Annotated in this window: 24 protein-coding genes and 2 tRNA genes; 15 read left to right on the plus strand and 11 right to left on the minus strand. The window is 66.4% G+C overall.

Features of this window, described 5'->3' with window-relative positions:
* Positions 1–7: 7 nt before the first annotated feature.
* Entirely contained in the window at positions 8–880 is an 873-nt protein-coding gene (locus tag ACYQ0R_RS15105; protein WP_459825419.1) for a CheF family chemotaxis protein, read from the plus strand.
* Between the two features lie 30 nt (positions 881–910).
* On the opposite strand, the gene ACYQ0R_RS15110 is transcribed toward ACYQ0R_RS15105, so the two are convergent.
* Both ACYQ0R_RS15110 and ACYQ0R_RS15115 read right to left on the minus strand, forming a co-directional pair.
* The gene (locus ACYQ0R_RS15110) at positions 911–1,717 is read right to left on the minus strand and encodes an aldo/keto reductase (protein ID WP_459825421.1); all 807 of its coding nucleotides are present in this window, start codon (positions 1,715–1,717) and stop codon (positions 911–913) included.
* 33 nt (positions 1,718–1,750) lie between these two features.
* A tRNA-Asn gene (locus tag ACYQ0R_RS15115) sits at positions 1,751–1,859 on the minus strand.
* A 174-nt stretch (positions 1,860–2,033) separates the two neighbouring features.
* On the opposite strand from ACYQ0R_RS15115, the gene cca reads away from it, so the two are divergent.
* From cca to ACYQ0R_RS15130, 3 genes are all read left to right on the plus strand, one after another.
* A complete protein-coding gene (gene cca / locus ACYQ0R_RS15120) occupies positions 2,034–3,434 on the plus strand; it encodes a CCA tRNA nucleotidyltransferase (protein WP_459825423.1) in 1,401 nt (466 codons plus the stop codon).
* A 170-nt stretch (positions 3,435–3,604) separates the two neighbouring features.
* Positions 3,605–3,922 (plus strand): DUF7562 family protein, encoded by a 318-nt coding sequence (locus tag ACYQ0R_RS15125; RefSeq protein WP_459825424.1) that lies wholly within the window; start codon positions 3,605–3,607, stop codon positions 3,920–3,922.
* A gap of 96 nt (positions 3,923–4,018) precedes the next feature.
* Positions 4,019–5,320 carry a ribonuclease catalytic domain-containing protein gene (locus ACYQ0R_RS15130; RefSeq protein ID WP_459825425.1) on the plus strand — a complete coding sequence of 434 codons (1,302 nt, stop codon included), beginning with the start codon at positions 4,019–4,021 and terminating at the stop codon, positions 5,318–5,320.
* 21 nt (positions 5,321–5,341) lie between these two features.
* Here the strand turns inward: ACYQ0R_RS15130 and ACYQ0R_RS15135 are convergent.
* Positions 5,342–5,413, minus strand: a tRNA-Ala gene (locus tag ACYQ0R_RS15135).
* A 116-nt stretch (positions 5,414–5,529) separates the two neighbouring features.
* Between ACYQ0R_RS15135 and ACYQ0R_RS15140 the strand changes: the two genes are divergently transcribed.
* Positions 5,530–6,090: a rhomboid family intramembrane serine protease gene (locus ACYQ0R_RS15140; RefSeq protein ID WP_459825427.1), complete on the plus strand. Its 561-nt coding sequence runs from the start codon at positions 5,530–5,532 to the stop codon at positions 6,088–6,090.
* A 107-nt stretch (positions 6,091–6,197) separates the two neighbouring features.
* Here the strand turns inward: ACYQ0R_RS15140 and rpsJ are convergent, their stop codons facing one another.
* From rpsJ to ACYQ0R_RS15170, 6 genes are all read right to left on the minus strand, one after another.
* Complete coding sequence (gene rpsJ / locus ACYQ0R_RS15145; protein WP_004048854.1) at positions 6,198–6,506, minus strand: 30S ribosomal protein S10; 309 nt, start codon at positions 6,504–6,506, stop codon at positions 6,198–6,200.
* 3 nt (positions 6,507–6,509) lie between these two features.
* On the minus strand, positions 6,510–7,775 hold the full coding sequence (gene tuf / locus ACYQ0R_RS15150; protein ID WP_459825430.1) for a translation elongation factor EF-1 subunit alpha: 1,266 nt from the start codon (positions 7,773–7,775) through the stop codon (positions 6,510–6,512).
* A 288-nt stretch (positions 7,776–8,063) separates the two neighbouring features.
* Positions 8,064–9,032, minus strand: coding sequence for a homoserine dehydrogenase (locus ACYQ0R_RS15155; RefSeq protein ID WP_459825432.1), 969 nt, complete (start codon positions 9,030–9,032; stop codon positions 8,064–8,066).
* Positions 9,029–9,646 carry an amino acid-binding protein gene (locus ACYQ0R_RS15160; RefSeq protein ID WP_459825434.1) on the minus strand — a complete coding sequence of 206 codons (618 nt, stop codon included), beginning with the start codon at positions 9,644–9,646 and terminating at the stop codon, positions 9,029–9,031. Before ACYQ0R_RS15160 ends, ACYQ0R_RS15155 begins: the two co-directional genes overlap by 4 nt.
* Positions 9,643–9,804, minus strand: coding sequence for a hypothetical protein (locus ACYQ0R_RS15165; RefSeq protein ID WP_459825436.1), 162 nt, complete (start codon positions 9,802–9,804; stop codon positions 9,643–9,645). The genes ACYQ0R_RS15160 and ACYQ0R_RS15165 overlap by 4 nt, the downstream gene beginning before the upstream one ends.
* A 147-nt stretch (positions 9,805–9,951) precedes the next feature.
* Positions 9,952–12,141 (minus strand): elongation factor EF-2, encoded by a 2,190-nt coding sequence (locus ACYQ0R_RS15170; protein WP_459825438.1) that lies wholly within the window; start codon positions 12,139–12,141, stop codon positions 9,952–9,954.
* Between the two features lie 301 nt (positions 12,142–12,442).
* Here ACYQ0R_RS15170 and ACYQ0R_RS15175 point away from each other — a divergent pair, with 301 nt between their 5' ends.
* A complete protein-coding gene (locus ACYQ0R_RS15175) occupies positions 12,443–13,075 on the plus strand; it encodes a protein-L-isoaspartate(D-aspartate) O-methyltransferase (protein ID WP_459825439.1) in 633 nt (210 codons plus the stop codon).
* Positions 13,076–13,172: 97 nt separating this feature from the next.
* Complete coding sequence (locus ACYQ0R_RS15180; protein ID WP_459825441.1) at positions 13,173–13,979, plus strand: protein-L-isoaspartate O-methyltransferase family protein; 807 nt, start codon at positions 13,173–13,175, stop codon at positions 13,977–13,979.
* Between the two features lie 9 nt (positions 13,980–13,988).
* Here ACYQ0R_RS15180 and ACYQ0R_RS15185 read toward each other — a convergent pair whose 3' ends face one another.
* Complete coding sequence (locus ACYQ0R_RS15185; protein ID WP_459825443.1) at positions 13,989–14,486, minus strand: DUF7382 domain-containing protein; 498 nt, start codon at positions 14,484–14,486, stop codon at positions 13,989–13,991.
* Positions 14,487–14,582: 96 nt separating this feature from the next.
* Between ACYQ0R_RS15185 and ACYQ0R_RS15190 the strand changes: the two genes are divergently transcribed.
* The 6 genes from ACYQ0R_RS15190 to metX all read left to right on the plus strand — a co-directional run bounded on the left by ACYQ0R_RS15190 (position 14,583) and on the right by metX (position 19,574).
* Positions 14,583–15,776: an ATP-binding protein gene (locus ACYQ0R_RS15190; protein WP_459825445.1), complete on the plus strand. Its 1,194-nt coding sequence runs from the start codon at positions 14,583–14,585 to the stop codon at positions 15,774–15,776.
* 10 nt (positions 15,777–15,786) lie between these two features.
* On the plus strand, positions 15,787–16,137 hold the full coding sequence (locus tag ACYQ0R_RS15195) for a fluoride efflux transporter FluC (protein ID WP_459825447.1): 351 nt from the start codon (positions 15,787–15,789) through the stop codon (positions 16,135–16,137).
* A complete protein-coding gene (locus ACYQ0R_RS15200; protein WP_459825449.1) occupies positions 16,134–16,487 on the plus strand; it encodes a fluoride efflux transporter FluC in 354 nt (117 codons plus the stop codon). The genes ACYQ0R_RS15195 and ACYQ0R_RS15200 overlap by 4 nt, the downstream gene beginning before the upstream one ends.
* 72 nt (positions 16,488–16,559) lie before the next feature.
* Positions 16,560–16,841: a hypothetical protein gene (locus tag ACYQ0R_RS15205; RefSeq protein WP_459825451.1), complete on the plus strand. Its 282-nt coding sequence runs from the start codon at positions 16,560–16,562 to the stop codon at positions 16,839–16,841.
* Between the two features lie 112 nt (positions 16,842–16,953).
* Positions 16,954–18,255 carry an O-acetylhomoserine aminocarboxypropyltransferase/cysteine synthase family protein gene (locus tag ACYQ0R_RS15210; RefSeq protein ID WP_459825453.1) on the plus strand — a complete coding sequence of 434 codons (1,302 nt, stop codon included), beginning with the start codon at positions 16,954–16,956 and terminating at the stop codon, positions 18,253–18,255.
* Positions 18,252–19,574, plus strand: coding sequence for a homoserine O-acetyltransferase MetX (gene metX, locus ACYQ0R_RS15215; RefSeq protein ID WP_459825455.1), 1,323 nt, complete (start codon positions 18,252–18,254; stop codon positions 19,572–19,574). Before ACYQ0R_RS15210 ends, metX begins: the two co-directional genes overlap by 4 nt.
* A gap of 60 nt (positions 19,575–19,634) precedes the next feature.
* Here the strand turns inward: metX and ACYQ0R_RS15220 are convergent, their stop codons facing one another.
* Positions 19,635–19,880 (minus strand): DUF8107 family protein, encoded by a 246-nt coding sequence (locus tag ACYQ0R_RS15220; RefSeq protein ID WP_459825457.1) that lies wholly within the window; start codon positions 19,878–19,880, stop codon positions 19,635–19,637.
* 77 nt (positions 19,881–19,957) lie between these two features.
* On the opposite strand from ACYQ0R_RS15220, the gene ACYQ0R_RS15225 reads away from it, so the two are divergent.
* Both ACYQ0R_RS15225 and ACYQ0R_RS15230 read left to right on the plus strand, forming a co-directional pair.
* Positions 19,958–20,287, plus strand: a complete 330-nt coding sequence (locus tag ACYQ0R_RS15225) for a hypothetical protein (protein WP_459825459.1) — start codon at positions 19,958–19,960, stop codon at positions 20,285–20,287.
* Positions 20,288–20,395: 108 nt separating this feature from the next.
* Positions 20,396–21,541, plus strand: coding sequence for an ISH3 family transposase (locus ACYQ0R_RS15230; RefSeq protein WP_459825150.1), 1,146 nt, complete (start codon positions 20,396–20,398; stop codon positions 21,539–21,541).
* Positions 21,542–21,990 lie beyond the last annotated feature (449 nt).

Raw genomic sequence — 21,990 nt, forward strand, 5'->3', positions numbered from 1 at the left:
CCAGTGAATGAGCAACAACGAAAGCGAGTACAAGATCGCTGACACGCAAGCGCGGTTCGCAGTCGCCGTGCGGGACGGACGGGCGGTAAACGACGTCTCGTGGACGCCCGGACGCGTGCTGCTGTCGAATCGGCGACTGATCCTCGCGAGCAACGACGGAAAACGGACGATCCCGCTATCGCAGCTTGAGGGGCTCGGCGGTCGCCACGACGCGAACCAGTCGATCACGCGTGTATCGAACTACGTGAGCTTCGATCTCGGCGACCAGGTGCTTATCGTCGCCGCCGCCGACCACGAGACGTTCGAGCGCGACGTGTACCGCGCGCTGCTCGACCAGCGGACGGTGAGAGCGAAACACCCGGCGGTCGCCGGCGGCGTCGTTCAGGAGACGGAGTGGGAGCAGGCTCGCGTGAAGATCGACGAAAACGGGCTCAACGCGGCGCTGGAAAGCGGCGCGTTCGTGCAGTTCGATCTCGACGACATCAGCGGACTCGACGCGGCGAAACGCACCGTCGACGGCGAGAAGAAACCCGTCATCGAGGTGTCTCACACTGACGACGACGGGACGAGCATCGAGACCCACATCGCCGGATCGCCCCAGCGGGTCCGGTTCGTCGAGGCGTGGCTGCGGAAAGGCGAGGAGCGATCCTCGACGAACGTCGACCTCTCCGGCCGCGAGCGCGAGGTGTTGATGGCGCTGTACTCGGGGGTGTCACCGTTCGAGATCCCGTCGTTCCTCGGGATCGACGTCGACGTCGTCGAGGAGACGTTCGAGCGGTTGATAGAGCTCGACGTCGTCGAGGAGGTCCGCGTGCGCCGCGAAGTGACGCTTAACTCTCGCGGCCGCAACATCGCCAGCGAGGCGATGAACGAGCAGTAGTTCGCGGCGGCGTCGTCCGCCAGGCGCCGCTCACGCCCGGTTCCACGGAGCCGACTCGAAATCGACGACGCGCTCCTCGCGGTCGATGTCGTCGATCCGGGCGAGCTCCTCGTCGTCGAGCGCGATCTCCCGGGCGGCCCAGTTCGCCTCGACGTGCTCGGGGGAGGCGGCCTTCGGGATCGGCGCGACGCGCTCTTTCGAGAGGAGCCACGCGAGGCTCACCGCCGCCGGCGTGGCGTCGTGTTGCTCCGCGATATCCCGCATGGTTGCGGAGTCGACGACGCGGTTGCGCGCGATCGGCGAGTACGCGACGAGCCAATGGTCATGTTCGACGGCGTACTCCCGAAGGGTCTCCTGCTGACAGAACGGGTGACACTCGACTTGGTGGGCGAACACGTCGGTTTCGAGTCGATCGAGTGCGACGTCGAGCTGGTCGGGACGGAAGTTCGAGAGGCCGACGTGGTCGATGACACCCTCGTCGACGAGTCGATCGAGGGCCGGCAGCGTCTCGTCGGGGTCGTACGTCTCCGTCGGCCAGTGGACGTACAGCAGGTCGATCGTGTCGACGCCGAGCCGGTCGCGGCTCGCCTTTGCCGTCTCGATCGCGTCGTCGTACGCGCAGTTGCCGGTGTTCAGCTTCGTCGCGACGAACAGCTCCTCGCGGTCGACGGGTGCGTCCGCGATCGCCTCGCCGACGAACGCCTCGTTGTCGTACATCTGTGCGGTGTCGACGTGGCGGTAGCCGGTCTCGATCGCGTGCACGACGCCGGAGACGCAGGTCTCGCGGTCCTCGAGCTTGTACGTTCCGTAGCCGAGTCGGTCGAAGGTGTCGGACATACACCGTTGTCGGTCGTGCGACGGACAAAAAGACGCCGAAGCCAGGACTCGAACCTGGGACCGCCTCGTCTCTGCGACGTTCGGGGGACGCTCCGCCAAGCGTCGTAACAGCGAGGCGCTCTACCAACTGAGCTACTTCGGCTCGCACTCCCCAGTACTCGCGTCGTTTTGATAGGGCTTTCGTTTCCACCCGACTGCGCGGGCGAGTGACGGGGTGGGCCCGCGGATCTCCCAAGGCTAACTGACATACAGGCGGTGCCGATTCTCACGGATATCCGACCGACACGCTTTCGGCCGAACCGGGAGAACTCCGGCCATGAGCGAACTCGACGCGGTGCTGGCGCGGGTCCGCGACCGTGTGACGCCGGAGCCGAGCGAGCGGGAGCGACTGCGCGAGACCGCGGCGGCGCTCGCGGACCGCGCCCACGACGCGATCGCGGAGCTTCCGGTCGACGCCGACGTGGTGCAGGTCGGCTCGACCGCCCGCGGGACGTGGGTGGCGGGCGACCGCGACATCGACCTGTTCGTCCGGTTTCCCCCCGATCTCGACCGCGAGATGCTGGAGGAGTACGGGCTCGCCGTCGGCCACGCGGTGCTTCCGGACGGTCACGAGGAGTACGCCGAGCACCCGTACGTCAGGGGAGAGCACGAGGGGTTCGACGTCGATCTCGTTCCCTGCTATCGCGTCTCGGACGCGACGGAGATGGTGTCTGCCGTCGACCGCACCCCGTTTCACGACGCGTATCTCACCGAGCGGTTGACCGACGATCTCGCCGGGGACGTCGTGTTGGCGAAGGCGTTTCTGAAGGGGATCGGGGCGTACGGCAGCGACCTCCGGACGGAGGGGTTTTCGGGATATCTCACCGAACTGCTCGTCGTCGAGCTGGGCGGATTCGTGCCGCTCGTCGAATCCGCGCGCAGCTGGCACCCGCCCGTCGAGTTCGATCCGGAGGGGCACGCGGCGACGACGTTCAACGATCCGCTCGTCGTCGTCGATCCGACCGACCCGAATCGAAACGTCGCGGCCGTGCTCTCCGCCGCGAACCTCGCTCGGTTCCAGCACTACGCTCGCGACTTGCTTGCAACCCCGCGCGAGGAGCCGTTCGTCGTCGAGGAGCCGGAGCCGCTCGAGTCGGACGCGGTTCGCGAGCATCTCGACCGACGCGGCGCGACGCCCGTGGCCGTCGTCTTCGATGCCCCGGAGCTGGTCGACGACCAGCTGTGGCCCCAGCTCCGCCGGTCGCTCGACGGCATCGTTCGCGGACTGAACGACCACGGGTTCGACGTGCTCCGAGCGCGCGCGATGGTAAGCGAGGAGCCCGCCGGGGACGACGTCAGCGACCGCGCGCGTCCACACGACCGTGCGGCGCTGTACGCGGAGCTCGAGGTGACCGAACGACCGCGAGTCGAACGCCACGAGGGGCCGCCGGTCGCCGTGCGGAAACACGCTGAGGGGTTTTACGAAACGTACGCAGACGACGTCGATCCCGACACGTACGGCCCGTTCATCGACGGCGAGCGGTACGTCGTCGAGCGCGAGCGCGAGTTCACGACGGTCCGTGCGTACCTCGAGAGCACCGCGGCGAGCGACGTCGCGCTCGGCGCACACGTCGAGCGCGAGTTCGCCGACAGAGACGTCCTCGTCGGCGACGCAGTTGCGACGCTGGCTGACGAGTTCGGCGGCGCGCTTCGGGAGTTCTACGAGCCGTACCCGTGAGCGATAACCGAGTCACCTGCGAACTCACTCGGGCGACGACCGTTCGAAGCGTGTCCGGATCGACTCGGCCGGTGCGGGCCTCCCCACCCGCGTCGGTACCCCGGCCGTCGATGCCACGGCCGTCAAGGGACGCACCAAACGCTAAGTGGGATGGGGTCGAGGGGATCGATATGTGGCGTGCCCGGAGGAGCCGGGACCGGCGGACGGTGGTGTGTATCGCGTGTGGCGACTCCGTGCTGCGTGAGGACGCACGCGAGTACGATAAGGAGGGGAACCGCTGGGACCGACTCGACAAGGAGTTCGAGTACCTCTGTACCGACTGTGACGACGACATCTGCCATCAGCCCCGCGGCGGCCTCGAGTCGCTGATCCTCTCGATCGAGTCCGACGGGCTCTCGCAAGCCGAGTTCCTCGACCGGTACACCGATGCCGTGGAGGACTCCACGGACGCGACCGACTCCGGCACGCACTCCGAGCGCGACCGGTAGTCACCCAGTCCCGAGCCGTGTCGTGCGGATCAACTCTCGACCGACCGCTCCGTGCGCCCCGACAGGCCTTTCTAACGGACGCGCGTTAGTTTGCGTATGACAGACGACGAGCCGAAGCCCGGCTCCGCAGAGGACCAGGGTCCCGTCACGATCACCGAGGAGCTGGCGGACCGCCTCGCCGAGAAGCGCGAGGAGCTGTTCGAGGAGTTCGGGATCCGCGACGAGTTCCCGGCCGAGGTTCTTCGAGAGGCGGAGACCCGGACGGAGGGCGTGTACGACGAGATCGAATCCGAGATCGACGAGCGGCGAGACCTGCGGAACCTGACGACGTGGACGACCGACCCGATCGACGCGCAGGACTTCGACGACGCCATCTCGATCAAGCGCGAGGAGGATGCGTACCGTCTCTGGGTTCACATCGCCGACGTCACACACTACGTTACGCCCGACACGGCGATGTGGGAGGAGGCAGTTCAGCGCGCAAACACCGTCTACCTTCCGGCGTACACGATCCACATGCTACCGCCGATCCTCGCCGAGACGGTGTGTTCGCTCGTTCCCGAGGAGGATCGGCTCGCGCACACGGTGGAGATGGAGATCGACGACGAGACGCTCTCGTTCGAGGATATCGAGATCTACAAATCCGTCATCAACTCCGACGAGCGACTCACCTACAAGCAGTGTGAGGAGCGGCTCGAGGACCCGTCGCTTCCGCTCGGTGAGGAGAACGAACTCGCCTTCGAGCTCGCCGACCGGATGCACGAACAGCGCAAGGAGGACGGCTCGCTCGTGTTGAACCCCCGGCGGGACCGCGCGCACACGATCATCGAGGAGTCGATGCTGAAAGCGAACAAGGCGGTCACGCACACGCTGATGTGGGACCGCGGGGTCGAGGCGATGTATCGGGTCCACCCACAGCCGACGCCCGACCAGTGGAACGACGCACTCAAGGAGATTCAGGAGCTCAACGGCGTCTCCATACCGGGCGACGCCTGGGGAGACGATCCGCGGAAGGCGGTCAACGCCGCCTTAGAGGAGTCCCCGGACCGCCAGCTCAACAAGATCCAGCGCGCCGTGTTGAAGGTGATGCCACGAGCGAAGTACATGAACGACCCGTTCGGCGGTCACCACGCGCTCAACTTCGACATCTACGGCCACTTCACCTCGCCGATCAGGCGGCTCTCGGATATGATCAACCACTGGATAGTCCACGAGTACGACGTGCCCGAGACCCTCGTCGAGCTGTGTGACCGCGCAAGCGACAAACAGAAGGACGGCGAGACCGCCGAGCGACTGTATAAGCAGTTCCTCGAGGAACAGGGGCTCGATCCGTACGCCGTGAACAACCGTGGACTGGAGGTCGTCGAGGATCCGGAGGAAGCGAAACACACCGTCTGAACGACCGAAGGGGGTGAAAAGTGGACTCGCGGGGATTTGAACCCCGGGCCTCTTCCTTGCGAAGGAAGCGATCTGCCGCTGATCTACGAGCCCTCATAGCAATGAAACCGTCGTTCGTACTTGTACCTTACCTTTCGGTGGCCCGTCCGAGAGTCAGTGTCACCCTCCGGCTCGCGGATTTATCCCGCCTCGCGCCCAACCGTCGCGTGATGCGTGCCACCGTCGAGACGCTCGGGGTCATCATGATCGTCGGCGTCGCCCAGCTCGCGTTAGGTGTCATCGATCTCGCGTGGGTGTTCGCGCTATCGGCTCCGGTCACGGTCGCACCGTGGACGGTCGTCACGAGCGTGTACGCACACGGCTCCGCGACACATCTCCTCGCGAACGCTGTCGGGCTCCTGATCGTCGGCCCGCTTGTCGAGCGGCACACGACTCGGCTACGGTTTCACGCGTTCGTCGTGACGACGGGCGCGATCGCGGGCGTCTCACAGGTACTTGTCGGCGGCTTCCTTGGACCGACTCCCGCCGTGTTGGGACTGAGCGGCGCGGTGTTCGCGCTCGGCGGCTATCTGCTCGCCGGCAACGTGGTGAGTGCGACGCTGTTCGACCGCCTTCGACTCTCCGATCGCGCGCAGTTCGCTCTGTTCGGACTCGTTGCCGTCGGTCTCACGGTCGCGACCGCCGCACCCGGCGTCGCGCTGATCGCGCACGCCACGGGCGCGTTCTGCGGTCTCGTCGCCGGGCGTGCGCGACTGCTCGACGACACCTGACCGGGACGGTGGAGTGGCCCGCGTGTGGCGGCGGCCGTTCTTAGCGCCGCCGCTCAGCGGGTGAAAATATGACGAGAGCGGAGCGTGGCGCGGGTGCGCCCTAGCGCTTAGTCTTCGAGAACGATCTCGATGCTGACGTCGTTTGGCACTTGGACGCGCATGAGCTGGCGGAGCGCGCGTTCGTCGGCGTCGATGTCGATCAGCCGCTTGTGGACGCGCATCTCCCAGTGCTCCCACGTCGCCGTCCCCTCACCGTCCGGGGACTTACGCGACGGGATCTCCAGTGTCTTCGTCGGCAGCGGGATCGGGCCCGACAGGGCGACCCCCGTCGAGTCCGCGATCTCGCGGACGTCGTCGCAGATGTCGTCGAGGTCCTCGGGGCTGGTGCCGGCGAGGCGGACGCGTGCCTGCTGCATCGATTATCGCTCGTTCACTTCGAGCACCTTGCCGGCCGCGATGGTCTGACCCATGTCGCGGATGGCGAAGCTGCCGAGTTCCGGAATCTCGCCCGACGGCTCGATGCTGAGCGGCTTCTGCGGGCGGACGGTGACGACCGCGGCGTCGCCGGACTTGATGAAGTCCGGGTTCTCCTCGGCGACCTCACCCGACGAGGGGTCGATCTTCTGGTTGATCTCCTCGATCGTACAGGCGACCTGTGCCGTGTGAGCGTGGAAGACGGGCGTGTAGCCGGCCGTGATCACGCTGGGGTGCTGCATGACGACGACCTGCGCTTTGAACGTCTCGGCGACGCTCGGCGGGTCGTCGGCGGGACCACACACGTCGCCGCGACGAATGTCGTCTTTGCCGATGCCGCGGACGTTGAATCCGACGTTGTCGCCGGGCTCGGCCTTCGGCACCTCCTCGTGGTGCATCTCGACCGTCTTCACCTCGCCGCCGACGTCGGACGGCTGGAAGGAGACGTTGTCGCCCGTGTTGAGGATCCCGGTCTCGATCCGTCCGACGGGGACGGTTCCGATGCCGGAGATGGTGTACACGTCCTGGATGGGGAGTCGGAGCGGTGCGTCCGTCGGCGGCTCGGACTCCGGCAGGTCGTTGAGCGACTCCAGCAGTGTGGGGCCGTCGTACCAAGAGGTGTTGTCAGACTCGTCGGCGATGTTGTCGCCCTCGAACGCCGAGATCGGGACGAACGTCGTGTCGTCCGTGTTGAACCGGACCTGGTTGAGCAGGTTCTTGACCTCCTCGACGACTTCGTCGTACGTGGCCTCCTCGTAGTCGACGAGATCCATCTTGTTGACGCCGATAATGAGCTCGTTGATGCCCAGCGTGCGGGCCAAGAACACGTGCTCTCGGGTCTGGGGCGCGACGCCGTCGTCGGCCGCGACGACGAGCACCGCGTTGTCGGCCTGCGAGGCCCCCGTGATCATGTTTTTCACGAAGTCACGGTGGCCCGGACAGTCGACGATGGTGAAGTAGTAGTTGTCCGTGTCGAACTCCTGGTGGGCGATGTCGATCGTGACGCCACGCTCGCGCTCCTCGGCGAGGTTGTCCATCACGTAGGCGAACTCGAAGCCGCCTTTGCCCTTCTCTTCGGCTTCCTCGCGGTGCTGCTCGATTACGTGCTCGGGGACGCTCCCCGTCTCGAAGAGGAGGCGACCCACGAGCGTACTCTTGCCGTGGTCGACGTGGCCAATAATGGCCAGATTCTGGTGCGGTTTGTCACTCATGGGGTAATCACGCGCTAAGGCGCTCTGTGAGAACGTTTTCGGTTGATTCCACTAAAACGGTTTCGATACGGCTTACAGAGCATCCTTTCGCCGTCCGGCGATTCTTGGCATACGGACGCACGCGAATCGGACACACGGCGGTCGATGTCGACGCCCGCGCGACGACCGAGCGAACCCCACACCACGAAGTCCCATCACCACGCTGTCGGGCCTTTTCGCGACACTATCGGATCATGGACAACGCTACGTGAACTGACAAACGCTGGTCGGCGATGGCTCCCGTCGGATCTATCTGAGCCGTCCGACGTCCCCGAGCACGGCGCTTGCCGTCTCGGGACCGCCGGCTCCCCGCCCGGAGATGTTCAGCCGGCCGGCGTGGGACGTCTCGATCTGGACGATGTTCTGTGTCCCCGACACCGCGAGCGTGCCGTTTTCCGGGATGAGCCGCGGCGCCACACGCACCGTGTCGCCGGTCGCTTCGCCGATCAGTCGGACCGTCCGGCCGTCCTCGGCAGCGAGTCGAAGCGTCGACCCGGGAACGTTACGAATGCCCTCGACGTCGGCGTCGGAAAGCGTGAACTCCCGTGCCTCGGACGGATCGTCGGCCGCACCGAACGAGAGTACGTTCGAGAGAATCACGCATTTCAGCGCCGCGTCGGTCCCCTCGACGTCGAAAGAGGGGTCCGCTTCCGCGACGCCCAGATCCTGTGCCTCCGCGAGCACGTGCTCGTAGTCGAGTCCCTCGGCGGCCATCCGCGTGAGAATGAAGTTCGCGGTGCCGTTGAGCACGCCTCGGACCGCCGTGACGTGACCCGGCTCGAGGTCCTCGACGGTCGACACGGCCGGAATCGCCCCGCCGACGGTCGCCTCGAACCGCACGTCACCCGCACTGTCGGTCGCCAGCGACCGTATCTCGCCGAACCGTTCGGCGACCGGCCCTTTGTTCGCCAACACGGCGTGTCGGTCGCGCTCCAGCGCGGTCTCCACGTGGGAGAAGCCGGGCTCGGCGTCGCCGAGCGTCGTCGGCGTCGCCTCGACGAGCACGTCGTAGTCGGCAGCGAGCGCGTCCTCCAGGTCGTCGTCGCCGACGACGCCGAGCTCCGCCTTTCGGGTGAGCACGCTCTCGGCGTCCACGCCACCCGGATCGACGATGCCGCTCGAGGAGTCCGCGACGGCGACGACCTCGTGGCCGTACTCGCCAGCGAGATCGACGACCGACCGGCCGACGGCTCCCGCGCCGATCACGGCGAGCTTCATGCGTCCACCCCCACGAGCGGCTCAACCATCCGAATACCCTTCTCGTCGGCGATGGACCGCACGGCCTCAAGCGCCGCCGCGGTTTCGCCGGCTCTGGCCTCCAGACGAACTCGTGCGCTCGACGACTCCTCGGTCCCTTGTGGCGCTGCGAGCGACACGTCCGCGACGGACGCCGCCGCACACGACTCGACCCGGGTGAGTGTGTCCGACAGATCCGTGTCGATGAGGTGGCCGAAAAGCAGGATCGTTAGCTCCTCGCCGTACTCCTCCGTCCCCGCCTGCATCACGTTGATCCCCTCGGATCGAAGCGCATCCACGATGTCGTCGAACCGACCTTCGGTCGCCTCGAAGTCGACCTCGACCGGGATACGGCCGCGCGGCGTCTTGTTCCCCCGCTCGTGGTAGATCGACAGGAGGTTACCGCCGTTGTCGGCGATCGGTTTCAACGCCGCGAGCAGCTGCCCCGGCTCGTCGACGAGCTCCAGCCGCACCGTGTGCGTCGACGGCGTCGCCGACGCGTGGCCGCCGTCCGGCGACGCGCCCTCCGGCCGACCGTCGACGTCGCGTCCGGCGTCGTCCGTGGACGCCGCTCGCTCGCTCCGGTCCCCGCTCATGCTACCACCACGCCGAGCGTCGGCGCGTCCGACCGGCGGTCGTGACCCTCCAACGCCCGTCCGCGTCCGTTCGTCCGGCACGTCCCTGTTGTCGGCGCGGAGCCGTCGCTTTCCTGCTCCATGCCGCTGCACCGATCGGGGTTCGTGCCCGTCTGCATACTCGAAGCAAATCGTGGCAGGGTGTATAAGCCTTCGGCGTTGGCAGTCGTTGCCTCTCCCGATCGAATGTGATACGATCACGGACGACGTTCCACAACGGAAATCACGGACGACGTTCCACAACGGAAACGTGAGGCCGATTCCGTTTATATGTAGTCGATCGACGACGGCAGCTCGAGCTTCATCCCCTTGCGCTCGCGGATCTCCATGATCTTCTCACGCTGGAGGTTGTCGACGAGCACGCGGAAGCCGGCGTTCTCGGTGTTCCACGACGCGCGACCCTCCGTGGCCGAGCGGATGTCGGAGGAGAATCCGATCATCTCCTCGACGGGGGCGATCCCCTCGACGACCATGAGGTCGCCCTCCTGGTACATGTCGTCGACGCGGCCGCGACGACCCTGAATCTCGCCGGAGGCGGCGCCCATGTGCTCCGACGGAACGTCGATCCGAACGTCCTGAATCGGCTCCAGCAGACGGACTTCACCGTCGATCAGCGCGCGGTGAACCGCGTCGCGGACCGCGGGGATGACCTGTGCCGGACCCCGGTGGATCGTGTCCTCGTGAAGCTTCGCGTCGTGCAGCCGGAACAGCGCGCCCTGGACGGGCTCTGCGGCGAGCGGCCCGTCGTCGAGCGCTTCTTGTAACCCCTCCAGGACGAGCTCCATCGTCTCGTTGAGGTGCTGGATACCCTTCGTGTCGTCGATGAGGATGTTGGTGCGGTGGATATCCTCGACGTTCTGGGAGGTGTCTTTGTCCATACCGGCCTCCTGCAGCGCCTCTCGACGCTCCAGCTCGGGCATATCCATCGACACCTCGCCGAGCTGGATCGCCTCGACGATATCGTCCGACAGCGGCTCGACGGTGATGTAGAACTTGTTGTGGCGGTTCGGTGACTGTCCCTCGACCTCGCGGGACGACTCCTGTGGCTGCTCGCGGTAGACGACGATCGGCTCGCCGGTGATGACCGGAATGCCCTGGTTGTCGCGGATCCGCTGTGTGATCACTTCGAGGTGGAGCTCTCCCTGGCCGCTGATGAGGTGCTCGCCCGTGTCCTCGTTGATCTCGATCTGGATCGTCGGGTCCTCCTTGGCGACCTGCTGAAGCGTCTCGATGAGCTTCGGCAGGTCGTCCATGTTCTGGGCCTCGACGGACTTCGTGATCACCGGCTCGGAGATGTGCTCGATCGACTCGAACGGCGTCATCTCGATGGATGACACTGTCGATCCGGCGATCGCGTCGCGCAGTCCGGTGACCGACGCGATGTTGCCGGCGGGGACGCGGTCCACCTCCTCGCGTTCGCTCCCCATGAACAGACCGACGCTCTGGATCCGGTTTTTCCCGGCGGTGCCGGAGACGTACAGCTCTTGGCCCTTCTCGAGAGTCCCGGAGAAGACGCGGCCGGTCGCGATCTCGCCCGCGTGCGGGTCCATCGAGATGTCCGTCACCATGAACACGACCTCGCCGTCCTCGTCGACGAGCTGCATCCCCTCGGCCAGCTCCGACTCCGGATCACCGCGCCAGATGCGCGGGACCCGGCGGGGCTGCGCGTCGACCGGGTTCGGGAAGTGCTCACACACCATGTCGAGCACGACGTCCGACAGCGGCGTTCGCTCGTGCAGCTCCTCGCGTTTGTCGGCCTGCTCGAGTTCGATGATGTCGCCGAAGTCCATCCCGGTTCGCTGCATCGACGGCATCGAAACGCCCCACTTGTACAGCGCGGAGCCGAATCCGACCGTGCCGTCCTCGACGGAGACGGTCCAGTCGGTCGGGATGTCGTCCATGTTCTCGGCCATGCCGCGGATCAGTTCGTTGACGTCCGCGATGACGGCCATCAGTCGCTCCTGCATCTCCTGTGGACCCTCCTGGAGCTCGGAGATGAGGCGGTCGACCTTGTTGATGAACAGCGTCGGCTTCACGCCCTCGCGGAGCGCCTGCCGAAGCACCGTCTCAGTCTGCGGCATCGCCCCCTCGACGGCGTCGACGACCACGAGCGCGCCGTCAACCGCCCGCATCGCGCGGGTGACATCACCGCCGAAGTCGACGTGGCCGGGCGTGTCGATGAGGTTGATGAGGTGGTTGGTGTCCTCGTACTCGTGTGTCATCGAGACGTTCGCCGCGTCGATGGTGATACCCCGCTCCTGTTCGTCCTCCTTCGTGTCCATCGCGAGCTGCTCGCCGGCGGTGTCCTGCGAGATCATCCCCGCACCCGCGAGGAGGTTGTCGGAGAGCGTCGTCTTGCCGTGGTCGACGTGGGCGGCGATGGCGATGTTCCGGATATGCTCCGGGTTGTCCATCAGCCGCTCACACTCTTGGACGATCTTCTTGCGTCGGCCCATTATACCGCTTGTTACCGACAGGAGGGTCAAAAGGGTAGTGTTTCTCCTCGGCCGTGACGTCGGTATTCACCGGCTGTCCGGGCGGTTTCGTGCGTAACGGTGACACGCTTTGCGGGTGTGGTCCACGACGCCGATCGCAGCGCTTCACCCTGCAGTCCCGCGACCTCCCCGGGGTCGACGGCGCGGGGGACCGCGAGGCCACGACTCCGTCCGATCCCCCGCGAATGCGCCCCGTCTCGGATCGGTGGTGTCGGATCCTCGGGCCGATGGTTTCAGGTACAGACGCGTGCTACCCTCTCGCATGGAAAACGACCACGAGGTGGAACGCCGGCGGTTACTCGAGCGACTCCGGCGGCGGACCGATGTCAGCGACCGTACGCTGTCCGCCATCGAGTCGGTACCGCGTCACGAGTTCGTTCCCGAGGGTCGACGGTCCGCGGCGTACGACGATAGACCGCTTCCGATCGGCCACGACCAGACGATAAGTGCACCCCACATGGTCGCGATCATGGCCGATCTGATCGACGTCGACCACGGCGACCGGGTGCTCGAGATCGGCACCGGCTGTGGCTACCACGCGGCCGTCGTCGCCGAACTGGTCGGCCCCGGTAACGTGTACAGCGTCGAGTACGTGTCCGATCTCGCCGAGCAGGCTCGAGAGCGACTCTCGAAACTCGGATACGACGTAGAGGTCCGCGTCGGTGACGGGCGCGAGGGACTCCCCGAGGAGGCCCCGTACGACGCCACGTATCTTACGTGCGCGGCTGCGAACGGGATCCCGGACCCACTCGTCGACGGGACACGGCCCGGCGGTCGAGTCGTCGCACCCGTCGGAGGCGGCCGATCACAGCGGCTCGTTCGGCTGATCGTGGGCGAGGACGGCGACCACGAGCGAGAGGACCACGGCGGCGTTCGGTTCGTCCCGTTGCAGTGACTCCTCCCGTCGCAGCGACCCACCCTGCAACGATACGTCGAGCCGCATGTGCCGATCCGAGCGAACGCTTTTAATCGGCCGAGTCCCGAGAGCGACCATGGACGAAGCGGCGCTGCGCGCGGACATGATCGAGGGGCTCGAACACCAGATCGGCGAGCCGCTCGGCGCGTCCGTGCTGGATGCGCTCCAACGGGTGCCTCGCGAGACGTTCGTCGACGACACCCCATACGCCAACCGCGCCAGCGACGAGGCCGGAACGCGAGCGCTCGCCCCGGTCACTGTCGCTCGCATGCTCACGGCCCTCGACGCAGCGGCGGGAGACGAGACGCTGATCGTCGGCGCGGGGATCGGCTACACCGCAGCGACGCTTGCGGAGATCGTCGGCGCACGCTGCGTCCACGCGATCGACATCGACCGTCGTGCCGTCCACGTCGCTCGATCGAACCTCGCCGAGGCGGGGTACGACGCCGTGCTCGTCGACCGTCGGGACGGCGCACACGGCCTCCCGGAGTACGCGCCGTACGACCGGATCCTCCTCGAAGCGGCCGTGATAGATCCGCCGCGGGCGCTCCGCGAGCAGCTGACTGCCGGCGGGCGAGTAGTGTACCCGAAAGGCACCGCGGTCCAGACGATCGTCGCGATCGAACGCGATCACGACGCCCCGGAACTCTCCGCTCGCGACGCCTCGGACGCCTTCGACCCTGAGCTTCCGGACGCACCTCCTGACTTTCGGGCGGTCGAGACGGCCGGTCCCGCGCGCCTCAAACCCATGCTCGTCGACGGCGAGCAGTCAGATGTCGAGCGCAACCGGACCCGCCGTGAGGACGCGGAGTTCGCAAAGCAGGGATACGTCGCGAAGCACGGCTGGGAACAGGAGTGGATCGACTGGGACGATCGGCTGTAGCGGCCGGGGTCACTCGGAGACGATCAACACCTCCGTGTTCGCTCGCTCGTCGACGTAGTCGCTGCCGGCGGGTGGTTTGATATCGATCGTGAGCGTCCCGTCCGGCTGATTCGGGCCGAGTTCGGGTGCGACGTCGACCGAGGCGATGCCGTTTTCGTCCGTCGTCGCGGTGGCGACGCCGTCAATTCGAGCCGAGCCACCACGGAGGATCACGGTCGCGTCGGCGACGCGGCTACCGTCCGGATCGACGACTGCAACCTCGATCGACTGGTCGCCCGGCGTCGTCACCTCCGGCTGTGGCTGTGCGTCGAGCTCCGTAGCGGCGAGCCCGTCGATGCTTCCCACCATCCCCATCATCACGCTGAGACTCGCGACGCCGACGACGAGCGCGATCACGAGCCTGACCGGAAGCCCCTCGATCGCTCGTCGATCCTCTCGAAACGAGTCCCGTGGTCGTCCATCCCGGTCACCTCTCCGGTCGACGGCCGCCGCGTTCGAGTCCGTCATGGACGCTGGTGGCCGCGGTATGGGTTATAAAACGTCGGACGAACCGAGGGGCGCTCGGTCCGACTCTTTTTCACGCATGCCGCAGCCAGTCGACCTATGTACCTGCTTGGTCGCGAGGCGAGCTCTGTCGCCGATATCGAGGGTGACGAGCGAGCTTCCGAGGACGGGGCCGTCCGGCTCGGGTCGTTTCTCGCGCGCGACGGGAGCACCGGCGCGACCGTCGGACTCGACGCCGACGGTCCACACGCGGGCGTCGTCGTCGGGAAACGCGGCACCGGGAAATCGTACACGCTCGGCGTGATCGCGGAGGGGCTCGCCGAGATACCGGGGGTCGCTCCAGTCGTCGTCGATCCGATGGGCGTGTTCGGCGGACTCGAGGCGGCCGGCGGACGCGTCGTCGATCCGGTCGTTCGTCCGACGTCGATCCCACCCTCCGTGTGGCCGGCGCTCGTTGGCCTCGATCCGGCCAGCAGTGCCGGAAGCCTGCTCTGGCGCGTCGTTGCGGACGTCACCGACTCCGCCGCATCCGGTGGTGAGGCGGTCGATGGGACACACTCCGGAACCCTCGACGAGCCATCTATCGACACGTTCCGGGACGCCGTCGTCGCGGCCGACGCGTCGGCCGCCGCTCGCCGTACGGCGACCAATCACCTCGCGCTCGCGGCGTCGTGGGGGGTGTTCGACGCGACCGCGCCGCCGGTGACCGCGCTTCTCGACGACGGTGCCCCCGTGGTGGTCGATCTCGCCGGGACTTCGGAGCGGGCGGCGGCCGCGGTCGTTCGATCGGTCGCGCGGGGGCTGTACGACGCGCGGATCGCGGACGACGTCGGCCGCCTCCCGTGGCTTCTGATCGACGAGGCACACGCGTTCTTCGACGGCGTCGCGGATCCGGCGCTTCGGACGCTTCTGACCCGCGGGCGCGCGCCGGGAGTCTCGATCGTCTGTGCCACTCAGCGCCCGGGGGTGTTGCCGCCGGTCGCGATCTCCCAGTCGGATATACTCGTCGCGCATCGACTCACCGCCGAGCGCGACGTCGAGCGGCTGGCGGACGCGGAGGCGACGTACCTCGCTGGCGGCCTCGCCTCGCGGCTCCCGACCGGGACCGGCGAGGCGCTCGTCGTCGACGACGCGACGGAGGAGGCACACACCGTTCGCGTTCGGGAGCGTCGGACTCCCCACGGTGGCGGCGATCCGAGCGCGAGCGAGACGGCTGCGGCACGGACTGCCGATGAACGGGGGTCGAGCGCTCCGACCCAGCGCCGATCCGAACGCCCAAATACGCCGCCGTGAACCACTCGGTATGGAGCGGACGCCTGCCGGATTCCTGCTGGTCGCCCTCGGCGGGTTTCTCGGGGCGGTCTCGCGACACGCCGTCGACCTCGCTGTCGGTGACGCGACGGGGACCGGGACGTTCGTCGTGAACGTCCTCGGCTCGTTCGCGCTGGGCGTCCTCGTAACTCGCGCGGCGAGCCGTCGGACGCAGCTGTTCGTCGGAACGGGGGCGCTCTCGTCGTTCACCACCTACAGCACGTTCGCTGGCGACGCGGTCGCGCTGGGAACCGTCGCCGGCGGTCGATACGTCGCTGCGAGCTACGCCGCCGGACTCGCGGCCGCACTCGCCGGTCTCATCGTCGGGAGGCGACTCCAATGAGCCCGCTTCTCGGCGCACTACTCGTCGGCATCGGCGGCGCGGCGGGTGCGGCGGCGCGACACGCGGTCGGACTGGCGATCGACGGGCGCGAATCCGTGGTCGTCGTCAACGCCGTCGGGAGCTTCGTGTTCGGTCTGCTGCTCGCCGTTCCCGTTGGCTCCGCGGCGCTACTCGTCGTCGCGGTCGGTTTCTGTGGCGCGTTCACGACGTTTTCGTCGTTCGCGGTCGAGACCGTGACGACCGCGGAGCGAAACGAGCCCGGCGTCGCGGCGACGTTCGCCATCGGTACCCTTATCGCCGCCGTCCTCGCACTGCTCGTCGGTACCGGGATCGGTTCGGTCGTGACGTGATACCGGGGGTGTACCGCTCTCAGCCGTCCCGCGAGCGACAGCTACAGGGCGTTCTGGCACGTATCGGTGATCGTGACCCGCGACGGCGACACCCGATTAGAGCAGGACGGCACTGTCGAGAGGGGAGACGGCGTCGAATTCGGCGATCTCTCGCTTCCACAGCGGGTGTTCGTCGCGGCGGTGCAAAACCCCGCGCGTGGCGTGGTCATCGTCGCGCTGTTCGCGTTCGCGTTCTCGTTTTACATCGCGTTCTGGATGGCGTTTCCCCGCGTCGCGGCGTTTCTCTCCGCGCTCGCCGTCGGGGTCGGTGTGCTGTCGATACTCGCGTACTACGCCTTGAAACGGCTGTTCTGACGGTTCAGCTAGGCTCACCGTAATACGGCGTTCCGGCGTTCGGGTCCGTGAGTCCGGCAGGGCTTGCCGTAACTGTCGGTTATAGATGTGTGGAGATATATGCACAGTACACATGACACGTGGGTTCGAAACCCGGAGTCTCCACGCCGGAACCGAACCGGATCCGGCGACCGGGGCGCGAGCGACGCCGATCCATCAGACGACGTCGTTCGTCTTCGACGACGCCGACACGGCGGCGGAGCTGTACGCGCTTCGGGCGGACGGGAACGTCTACTCTCGAATCTCTAACCCGACCGTCAGCGCGCTCGAATCCCGGATCGCCGATCTCGAAGGCGGGTCGGACGCGGTCGCGACCGGATCGGGGATGGCGGCCCTCGACGCGATCACGACCGTGCTCGCTCGCGCGGGCGACAACATCGTCGCCAGCTCCGAGATGTACGGCGGGACGGCGTCGTATCTCACCTCCATCGCGAACCGCCGGGGGATCGAGGCGCGACTCGTCGACACCCTCGATTACGAGGCGTACGAGACGGCGGTCGACGACGACACCGCGTTCGTCCACGTGGAGACGCTCGCGAACCCCTCGCTCGTGACGCCGGAGTTCGAGCGGCTCGCGGAGATCGCCCACGACCACGCGGTGCCCCTCGTCGTCGACAACACGTTCGCAACTCCGGCGCTCTGTCGCCCCTTCGAGCACGGGGCGGACGTGATCTGGGAGTCGACGACGAAGTGGATCTCCGGCAACGGCACCACCGTGGGTGGCGTCGTCGTCGACGGGGGGCAGTTTCCGTGGGATCATCCCGACGCCGATTACGACGAGCTGTCGGGCCAATCGCCCGCGTTCCCGATCGACTTCATCGAGCGGTTCGGCGACGCCGCGTTCGCGAACGTCGTCCGACAGCGCGGCGTCCGGCCGACCGGCGGACAGCAGTCTCCGTTCGACGCGTGGCAGACGATTCAGGGGCTCAACACCCTCCCGCTCCGGATGGATCGTCACTGCGAGAACGCCCGCGCGGTCGCGGCGTTCCTCCGCGACGATGACCGCGTCGACTGGGTGACGTACCCCGGCTTCGAGGAGCACCCGACCCACGAGACCGCGACCGAGTATCTCGACGACTACGGCGGCATGGTTACCTTCGGCGTCGACGGCGGCTACGAGGCCGCGAAGACGCTGTGTGAGTCGGTCGAGCTAACGAGCTTTCTCGCGAACGTCGGCGACGCCAGAACGCTCGTCATCCATCCGGCCTCCACGACACACGCACAGATGAACGAGCTCCAGCAGCGCGCGGCCGGCGTTCTCCCGGGGATGCTCCGCTTGTCGGTCGGGATCGAGGACCCCGACGACGTGATCGCCGACCTCGACTCGGGACTCGCCGCCGGCTCGCGAGCCGCGGTCGGAGGTGAGACGACATGAGCGGCACACCAACCGACCGCGGCGTCGCCTCCCTCGGCGAGTTCACGTTCGAGTGCGGTCAGTCGATCCCCGAGCTGCAGGTCGCCTACGAGACGTACGGGGAGTTCGACGGCGACAACACCGTCCTGATCTGTCACGCGCTCACGGGCAGTCAGAACGTCTCCCGGACTCCCGAGCCCGCCACCGGCGAGGACGCTTCGGACGGATCGACGGGGTCGGACGCGGACCAGGGACAGGCGGGACAGGCCCGTGCGTGGTGGGACGACGTCGTCGGCCCCGGGAAGGCGATCGACACCACGGAGTACTACGTCGTCTGCGCGAACGTCCCCGGCTCCTGTTACGGCACCTCCGGGCCCGCCAGCGAGCGTCCCGAGGGTCTCGACCTGCCGGACGAGCCGGACCACGACCGCTGGGGCACCGCGTTTCCGCCGGTGCAGGTGGAAGACTGGACGCGCGCACAGCGGCGGCTGCTCGACCGGCTCGGCGTCGGGCGGCTGCGCGCGGTCGTCGGCGGGAGCGTCGGCGGGATGAACGCCCTCGAGTGGGGGAAACGCTACCCGGACGACGTGGACCGGCTCGTGGTGATCGCGGCCGCGGCGCGGCTCGACGCGCAGTGTCTCGCGCTCGACTCGATCGCTCGTCGTGCGATCCGGGCGGATCCGAACTGGAACGGCGGCGACTACTACGGTGCGGACCGGCCGGCCCCCGAAACGGGGCTCGGGATCGCCCGCCAGATCGGCCACGTGATGTACCTCTCGAAAGCGTCGATGGAACGAAAGTTCGGTCGTCGTTCGGCGGGCCGCGACTCGCTGTCGCGCGAGGAGGGCGGTCTCGGACTGGAGACCGATCCCGCGGGCACGTTCTTCCCGTACCGGGAAGTGGAGTCGTATCTCGACTATCAGGCGGACGGCTTCGCGGACCGATTCGACCCCAACAGCTACCTCTACCTCTCGCGTGCGATGGACGAGTACGACCTCGCGGCGGGGTACAGCTCGGACGCCGCCGCCGTCGCCGCCTTCGAGGGGGAGACGCTGCTCGTGAGCTTCACCGGCGACTGGCATTTCACCGTCGAGCAGTCGGCGTCGCTCGCCGGAGCGTTCCGTGACTGCGACATCCCGGTCGCACACCACGTGATCGACTCCGACCACGGCCACGACGCGTTCCTCGTCGAACCCGAGCGGGTCGGCCCGCCCCTCCGCGATTTCATCGCCGACGGCGTTGCGGGACGTGCGGTCACCGACGGCAGCGGCAAGGGATCGTCCTCGCGGCGCGACGACGCCGAGCACGCACCCGTCCACTCGAGTCTGTTTCGGGGGTAGCGTCCCTGTTACACGATTCAGATAACGTCGCTCGGTGACACGCGGTCACGCCGACTCCGATCACCGCAACACGACGACGTACGTCAGTGCGAAGAGTATGAGTGCGAGCGTAGCGACGTTCGTCAGCGAGTACTCGAGCAGGTTTAGCAGATCGGCCCCCCAGACCACGGTCCACGCGAACCACGTCGACAGGACGGCATTTAAAAGAAGCACGAGCCGCGGGTCGCCGGCGGACTCTTCGACTCCCTCGCGGACTCCCTTCTTTTCGCTCATGCTCGGCGCCTCCGCGGCGTCCCGCACGTCCATCCCCGATCTCGGCTCATGTTCCCACGGGTGTCACTCCGCCACTTAGCTCTTATCCGTGTGGAACGTACACACGCTTCATGGAGCGGCGACGACGTCCGAGCAACCGACACGGCGACCCGATAGACCCCGTTCCGTTTCTCGTGACCACCGGCCTTGCGTTCATGCTGGCGTTCTCGCTCGGTCCGATATACGGGCTCTCGTACGGTCTGTCGCTCGGGTGGTCGCTCGCGGCGTCAGCGGCCGCTTTCTGTCTACTCGTCGCGGTTGCGTACGCACAGCTGGTTCGATCGGCTCCGCCAGTCGACGCCGGGCCGCTGCCGCCCGGGCCACGCTTCGAGCGGCTGCTGTACGCTGCACTGGGGTTCGGCATCGTGCTCGTTGCGCTGACGGTTCCGCTGGTGTGGTGACGGTTTCCCACTCGTTTTATACGCGGTGTCGGGGTAACGTAACTGTTACAGAATTTAGTCTCAGTTGATCACATCGGGTTTGAGTGAAAGTGTCTGCTTAGAGAAGGTGTGCAACCAACACAAGCAGACAACGAGATAGAAGAAGAGCACCTGCTTAATTTTGTCGTCAACAGCCTTGACGAAGAGCTTGCGATAGATCTCGGTGAGGACGTCGAGGTCACGACAGAGAAACTGTACGAGGTCCTCGCCGGCGCCAGCGCCGGCGGGACCTCGATCAACCACGTCTGCGAAACGACCGACGGCTCGCCACACGCCAACACCGTCCGGGGACATCTCACTGAGCAGTTTGAGCTTGACTCGGTTGAGGCGGTTGGAGACACGCTCCTACAACGAGATGCGCTTGCGACACTGCCGGATCGACCGGTGGAGGTCTGCGTAGACCTCCACCTTGATCCCTACTACGGTGACGAGGACGAGACAGAGGCGCTGTACTTCTCGCAAGCGAAACGAGGAACAACTGCGTTTCACGCCTATGCGACACTGTACGCGCGGGTACGTAACAAGCGCTACACGCTGGCGGTTCGCCAGCTGGTCGCTGGCGATACCACCAGCGATGTCCTCGCTGAGTTTCTCGAACTGCTCGACGGCCTTGACCTCGGCGTCAAGGCCGTCTACCTTGATCGCGGCTTCTACAACAGCACCTGTCTCGGGCTGCTGTACGCGCACAACTACGCCTACGTTATGCCGATCGTCAAGTGGGGCGAGACGATTCAAGACGAACTCAGCAGAGGTTGGAGCCGCGAGATCGAACACGATCTCGCCGGCAAGGTAACGTTTCCCGTGTTCATCGATTGTGTGTACCAGCAGGGGCGGTACGATGAACACGGAGTGGCGCGTCACGGCTACGCCGCTGACGCGCCGTTCATCGACACGCCACGCGATGCCCGAGAACACTACAGCAAGCGTTTCGGCATCGAATCGAGCTATCGGTTAGCCAAACAGAGCCTCGCGTTCACCAGTTCTCAAGACGCTGGCCTGCGGCTGGTGATGTTTGTGGTGAGCCTGCTGTTCCAGAACAGTTGGCGGTATCTCCACTGGAAGTACGTGGCGTCGCCCCGCCGAGGGGGGCGACGCCTCTGGGACTGGTCGTTCACGGAGTTCTGTGAAATGGTACTGCGGGCCGCTTGGACAGCTCTAGGTGTCCGCAGGGCTGTCCCAGCGAATCAACCACTCGACGACCGGTTCTTCCGGTAGCTGTCCACCAATCCGGACAGCGGTCGTGAGTGGCGACGCTGTCGCGTCGGCGGCGATCTGCCGCCGACAGCGACTGACTAACGCCTCGACAGCCGAGCAACGCCAGAATTCAGCCGCTCCATCCTTCCGAAGACTATCGAGGGGCCGAGGACAACGATTTAGCGGCTACTGGACGGAGTCGTGGGCCTTCTGATGTGATCGACTGAGGATGAATCCGACAACTCGGAAGCAATCCACGCTGCAATAGCCACACTGAGATTTGGCAATCCGTAGCTTGAACTGACAGGCAATCCTACGTATCGGTAGGAATCAGGCTGGGAACGGAGCGATTCCCGCCAGTCCTACGATGGCGGCCTGTCCGCCCCAAGCAATAAGACAGTAATCGGAACCAGTCAGGTGAACGGTCGGTTCCTATAATGAACCGATGCAGTGCCCGACTGCTGTAGGCA

The sequence above is a fragment of the Halorubrum luteum genome (genome assembly GCF_054652935.1).

Coding starts and splice junctions, on each gene's coding strand:
- ACYQ0R_RS15105 (WP_459825419.1), top strand. CDS start 8: ATGAGCAACAACGAAAGCGAGTACAAGATCGCTGACACGCAAGCGCGG.
- ACYQ0R_RS15110 (WP_459825421.1), bottom strand. CDS start 1,717: ATGTCCGACACCTTCGACCGACTCGGCTACGGAACGTACAAGCTCGAG.
- cca (WP_459825423.1), top strand. CDS start 2,034: ATGAGCGAACTCGACGCGGTGCTGGCGCGGGTCCGCGACCGTGTGACG.
- ACYQ0R_RS15125 (WP_459825424.1), top strand. CDS start 3,605: ATGTGGCGTGCCCGGAGGAGCCGGGACCGGCGGACGGTGGTGTGTATC.
- ACYQ0R_RS15130 (WP_459825425.1), top strand. CDS start 4,019: ATGACAGACGACGAGCCGAAGCCCGGCTCCGCAGAGGACCAGGGTCCC.
- ACYQ0R_RS15140 (WP_459825427.1), top strand. CDS start 5,530: ATGCGTGCCACCGTCGAGACGCTCGGGGTCATCATGATCGTCGGCGTC.
- rpsJ (WP_004048854.1), bottom strand. CDS start 6,506: ATGCAGCAGGCACGCGTCCGCCTCGCCGGCACCAGCCCCGAGGACCTC.
- tuf (WP_459825430.1), bottom strand. CDS start 7,775: ATGAGTGACAAACCGCACCAGAATCTGGCCATTATTGGCCACGTCGAC.
- ACYQ0R_RS15155 (WP_459825432.1), bottom strand. CDS start 9,032: ATGAAGCTCGCCGTGATCGGCGCGGGAGCCGTCGGCCGGTCGGTCGTC.
- ACYQ0R_RS15160 (WP_459825434.1), bottom strand. CDS start 9,646: ATGAGCGGGGACCGGAGCGAGCGAGCGGCGTCCACGGACGACGCCGGA.
- ACYQ0R_RS15165 (WP_459825436.1), bottom strand. CDS start 9,804: ATGCAGACGGGCACGAACCCCGATCGGTGCAGCGGCATGGAGCAGGAA.
- ACYQ0R_RS15170 (WP_459825438.1), bottom strand. CDS start 12,141: ATGGGCCGACGCAAGAAGATCGTCCAAGAGTGTGAGCGGCTGATGGAC.
- ACYQ0R_RS15175 (WP_459825439.1), top strand. CDS start 12,443: ATGGAAAACGACCACGAGGTGGAACGCCGGCGGTTACTCGAGCGACTC.
- ACYQ0R_RS15180 (WP_459825441.1), top strand. CDS start 13,173: ATGGACGAAGCGGCGCTGCGCGCGGACATGATCGAGGGGCTCGAACAC.
- ACYQ0R_RS15185 (WP_459825443.1), bottom strand. CDS start 14,486: ATGACGGACTCGAACGCGGCGGCCGTCGACCGGAGAGGTGACCGGGAT.
- ACYQ0R_RS15190 (WP_459825445.1), top strand. CDS start 14,583: ATGTACCTGCTTGGTCGCGAGGCGAGCTCTGTCGCCGATATCGAGGGT.
- ACYQ0R_RS15195 (WP_459825447.1), top strand. CDS start 15,787: ATGGAGCGGACGCCTGCCGGATTCCTGCTGGTCGCCCTCGGCGGGTTT.
- ACYQ0R_RS15200 (WP_459825449.1), top strand. CDS start 16,134: ATGAGCCCGCTTCTCGGCGCACTACTCGTCGGCATCGGCGGCGCGGCG.
- ACYQ0R_RS15210 (WP_459825453.1), top strand. CDS start 16,954: ATGACACGTGGGTTCGAAACCCGGAGTCTCCACGCCGGAACCGAACCG.
- metX (WP_459825455.1), top strand. CDS start 18,252: ATGAGCGGCACACCAACCGACCGCGGCGTCGCCTCCCTCGGCGAGTTC.
- ACYQ0R_RS15220 (WP_459825457.1), bottom strand. CDS start 19,880: ATGGACGTGCGGGACGCCGCGGAGGCGCCGAGCATGAGCGAAAAGAAG.
- ACYQ0R_RS15225 (WP_459825459.1), top strand. CDS start 19,958: ATGGAGCGGCGACGACGTCCGAGCAACCGACACGGCGACCCGATAGAC.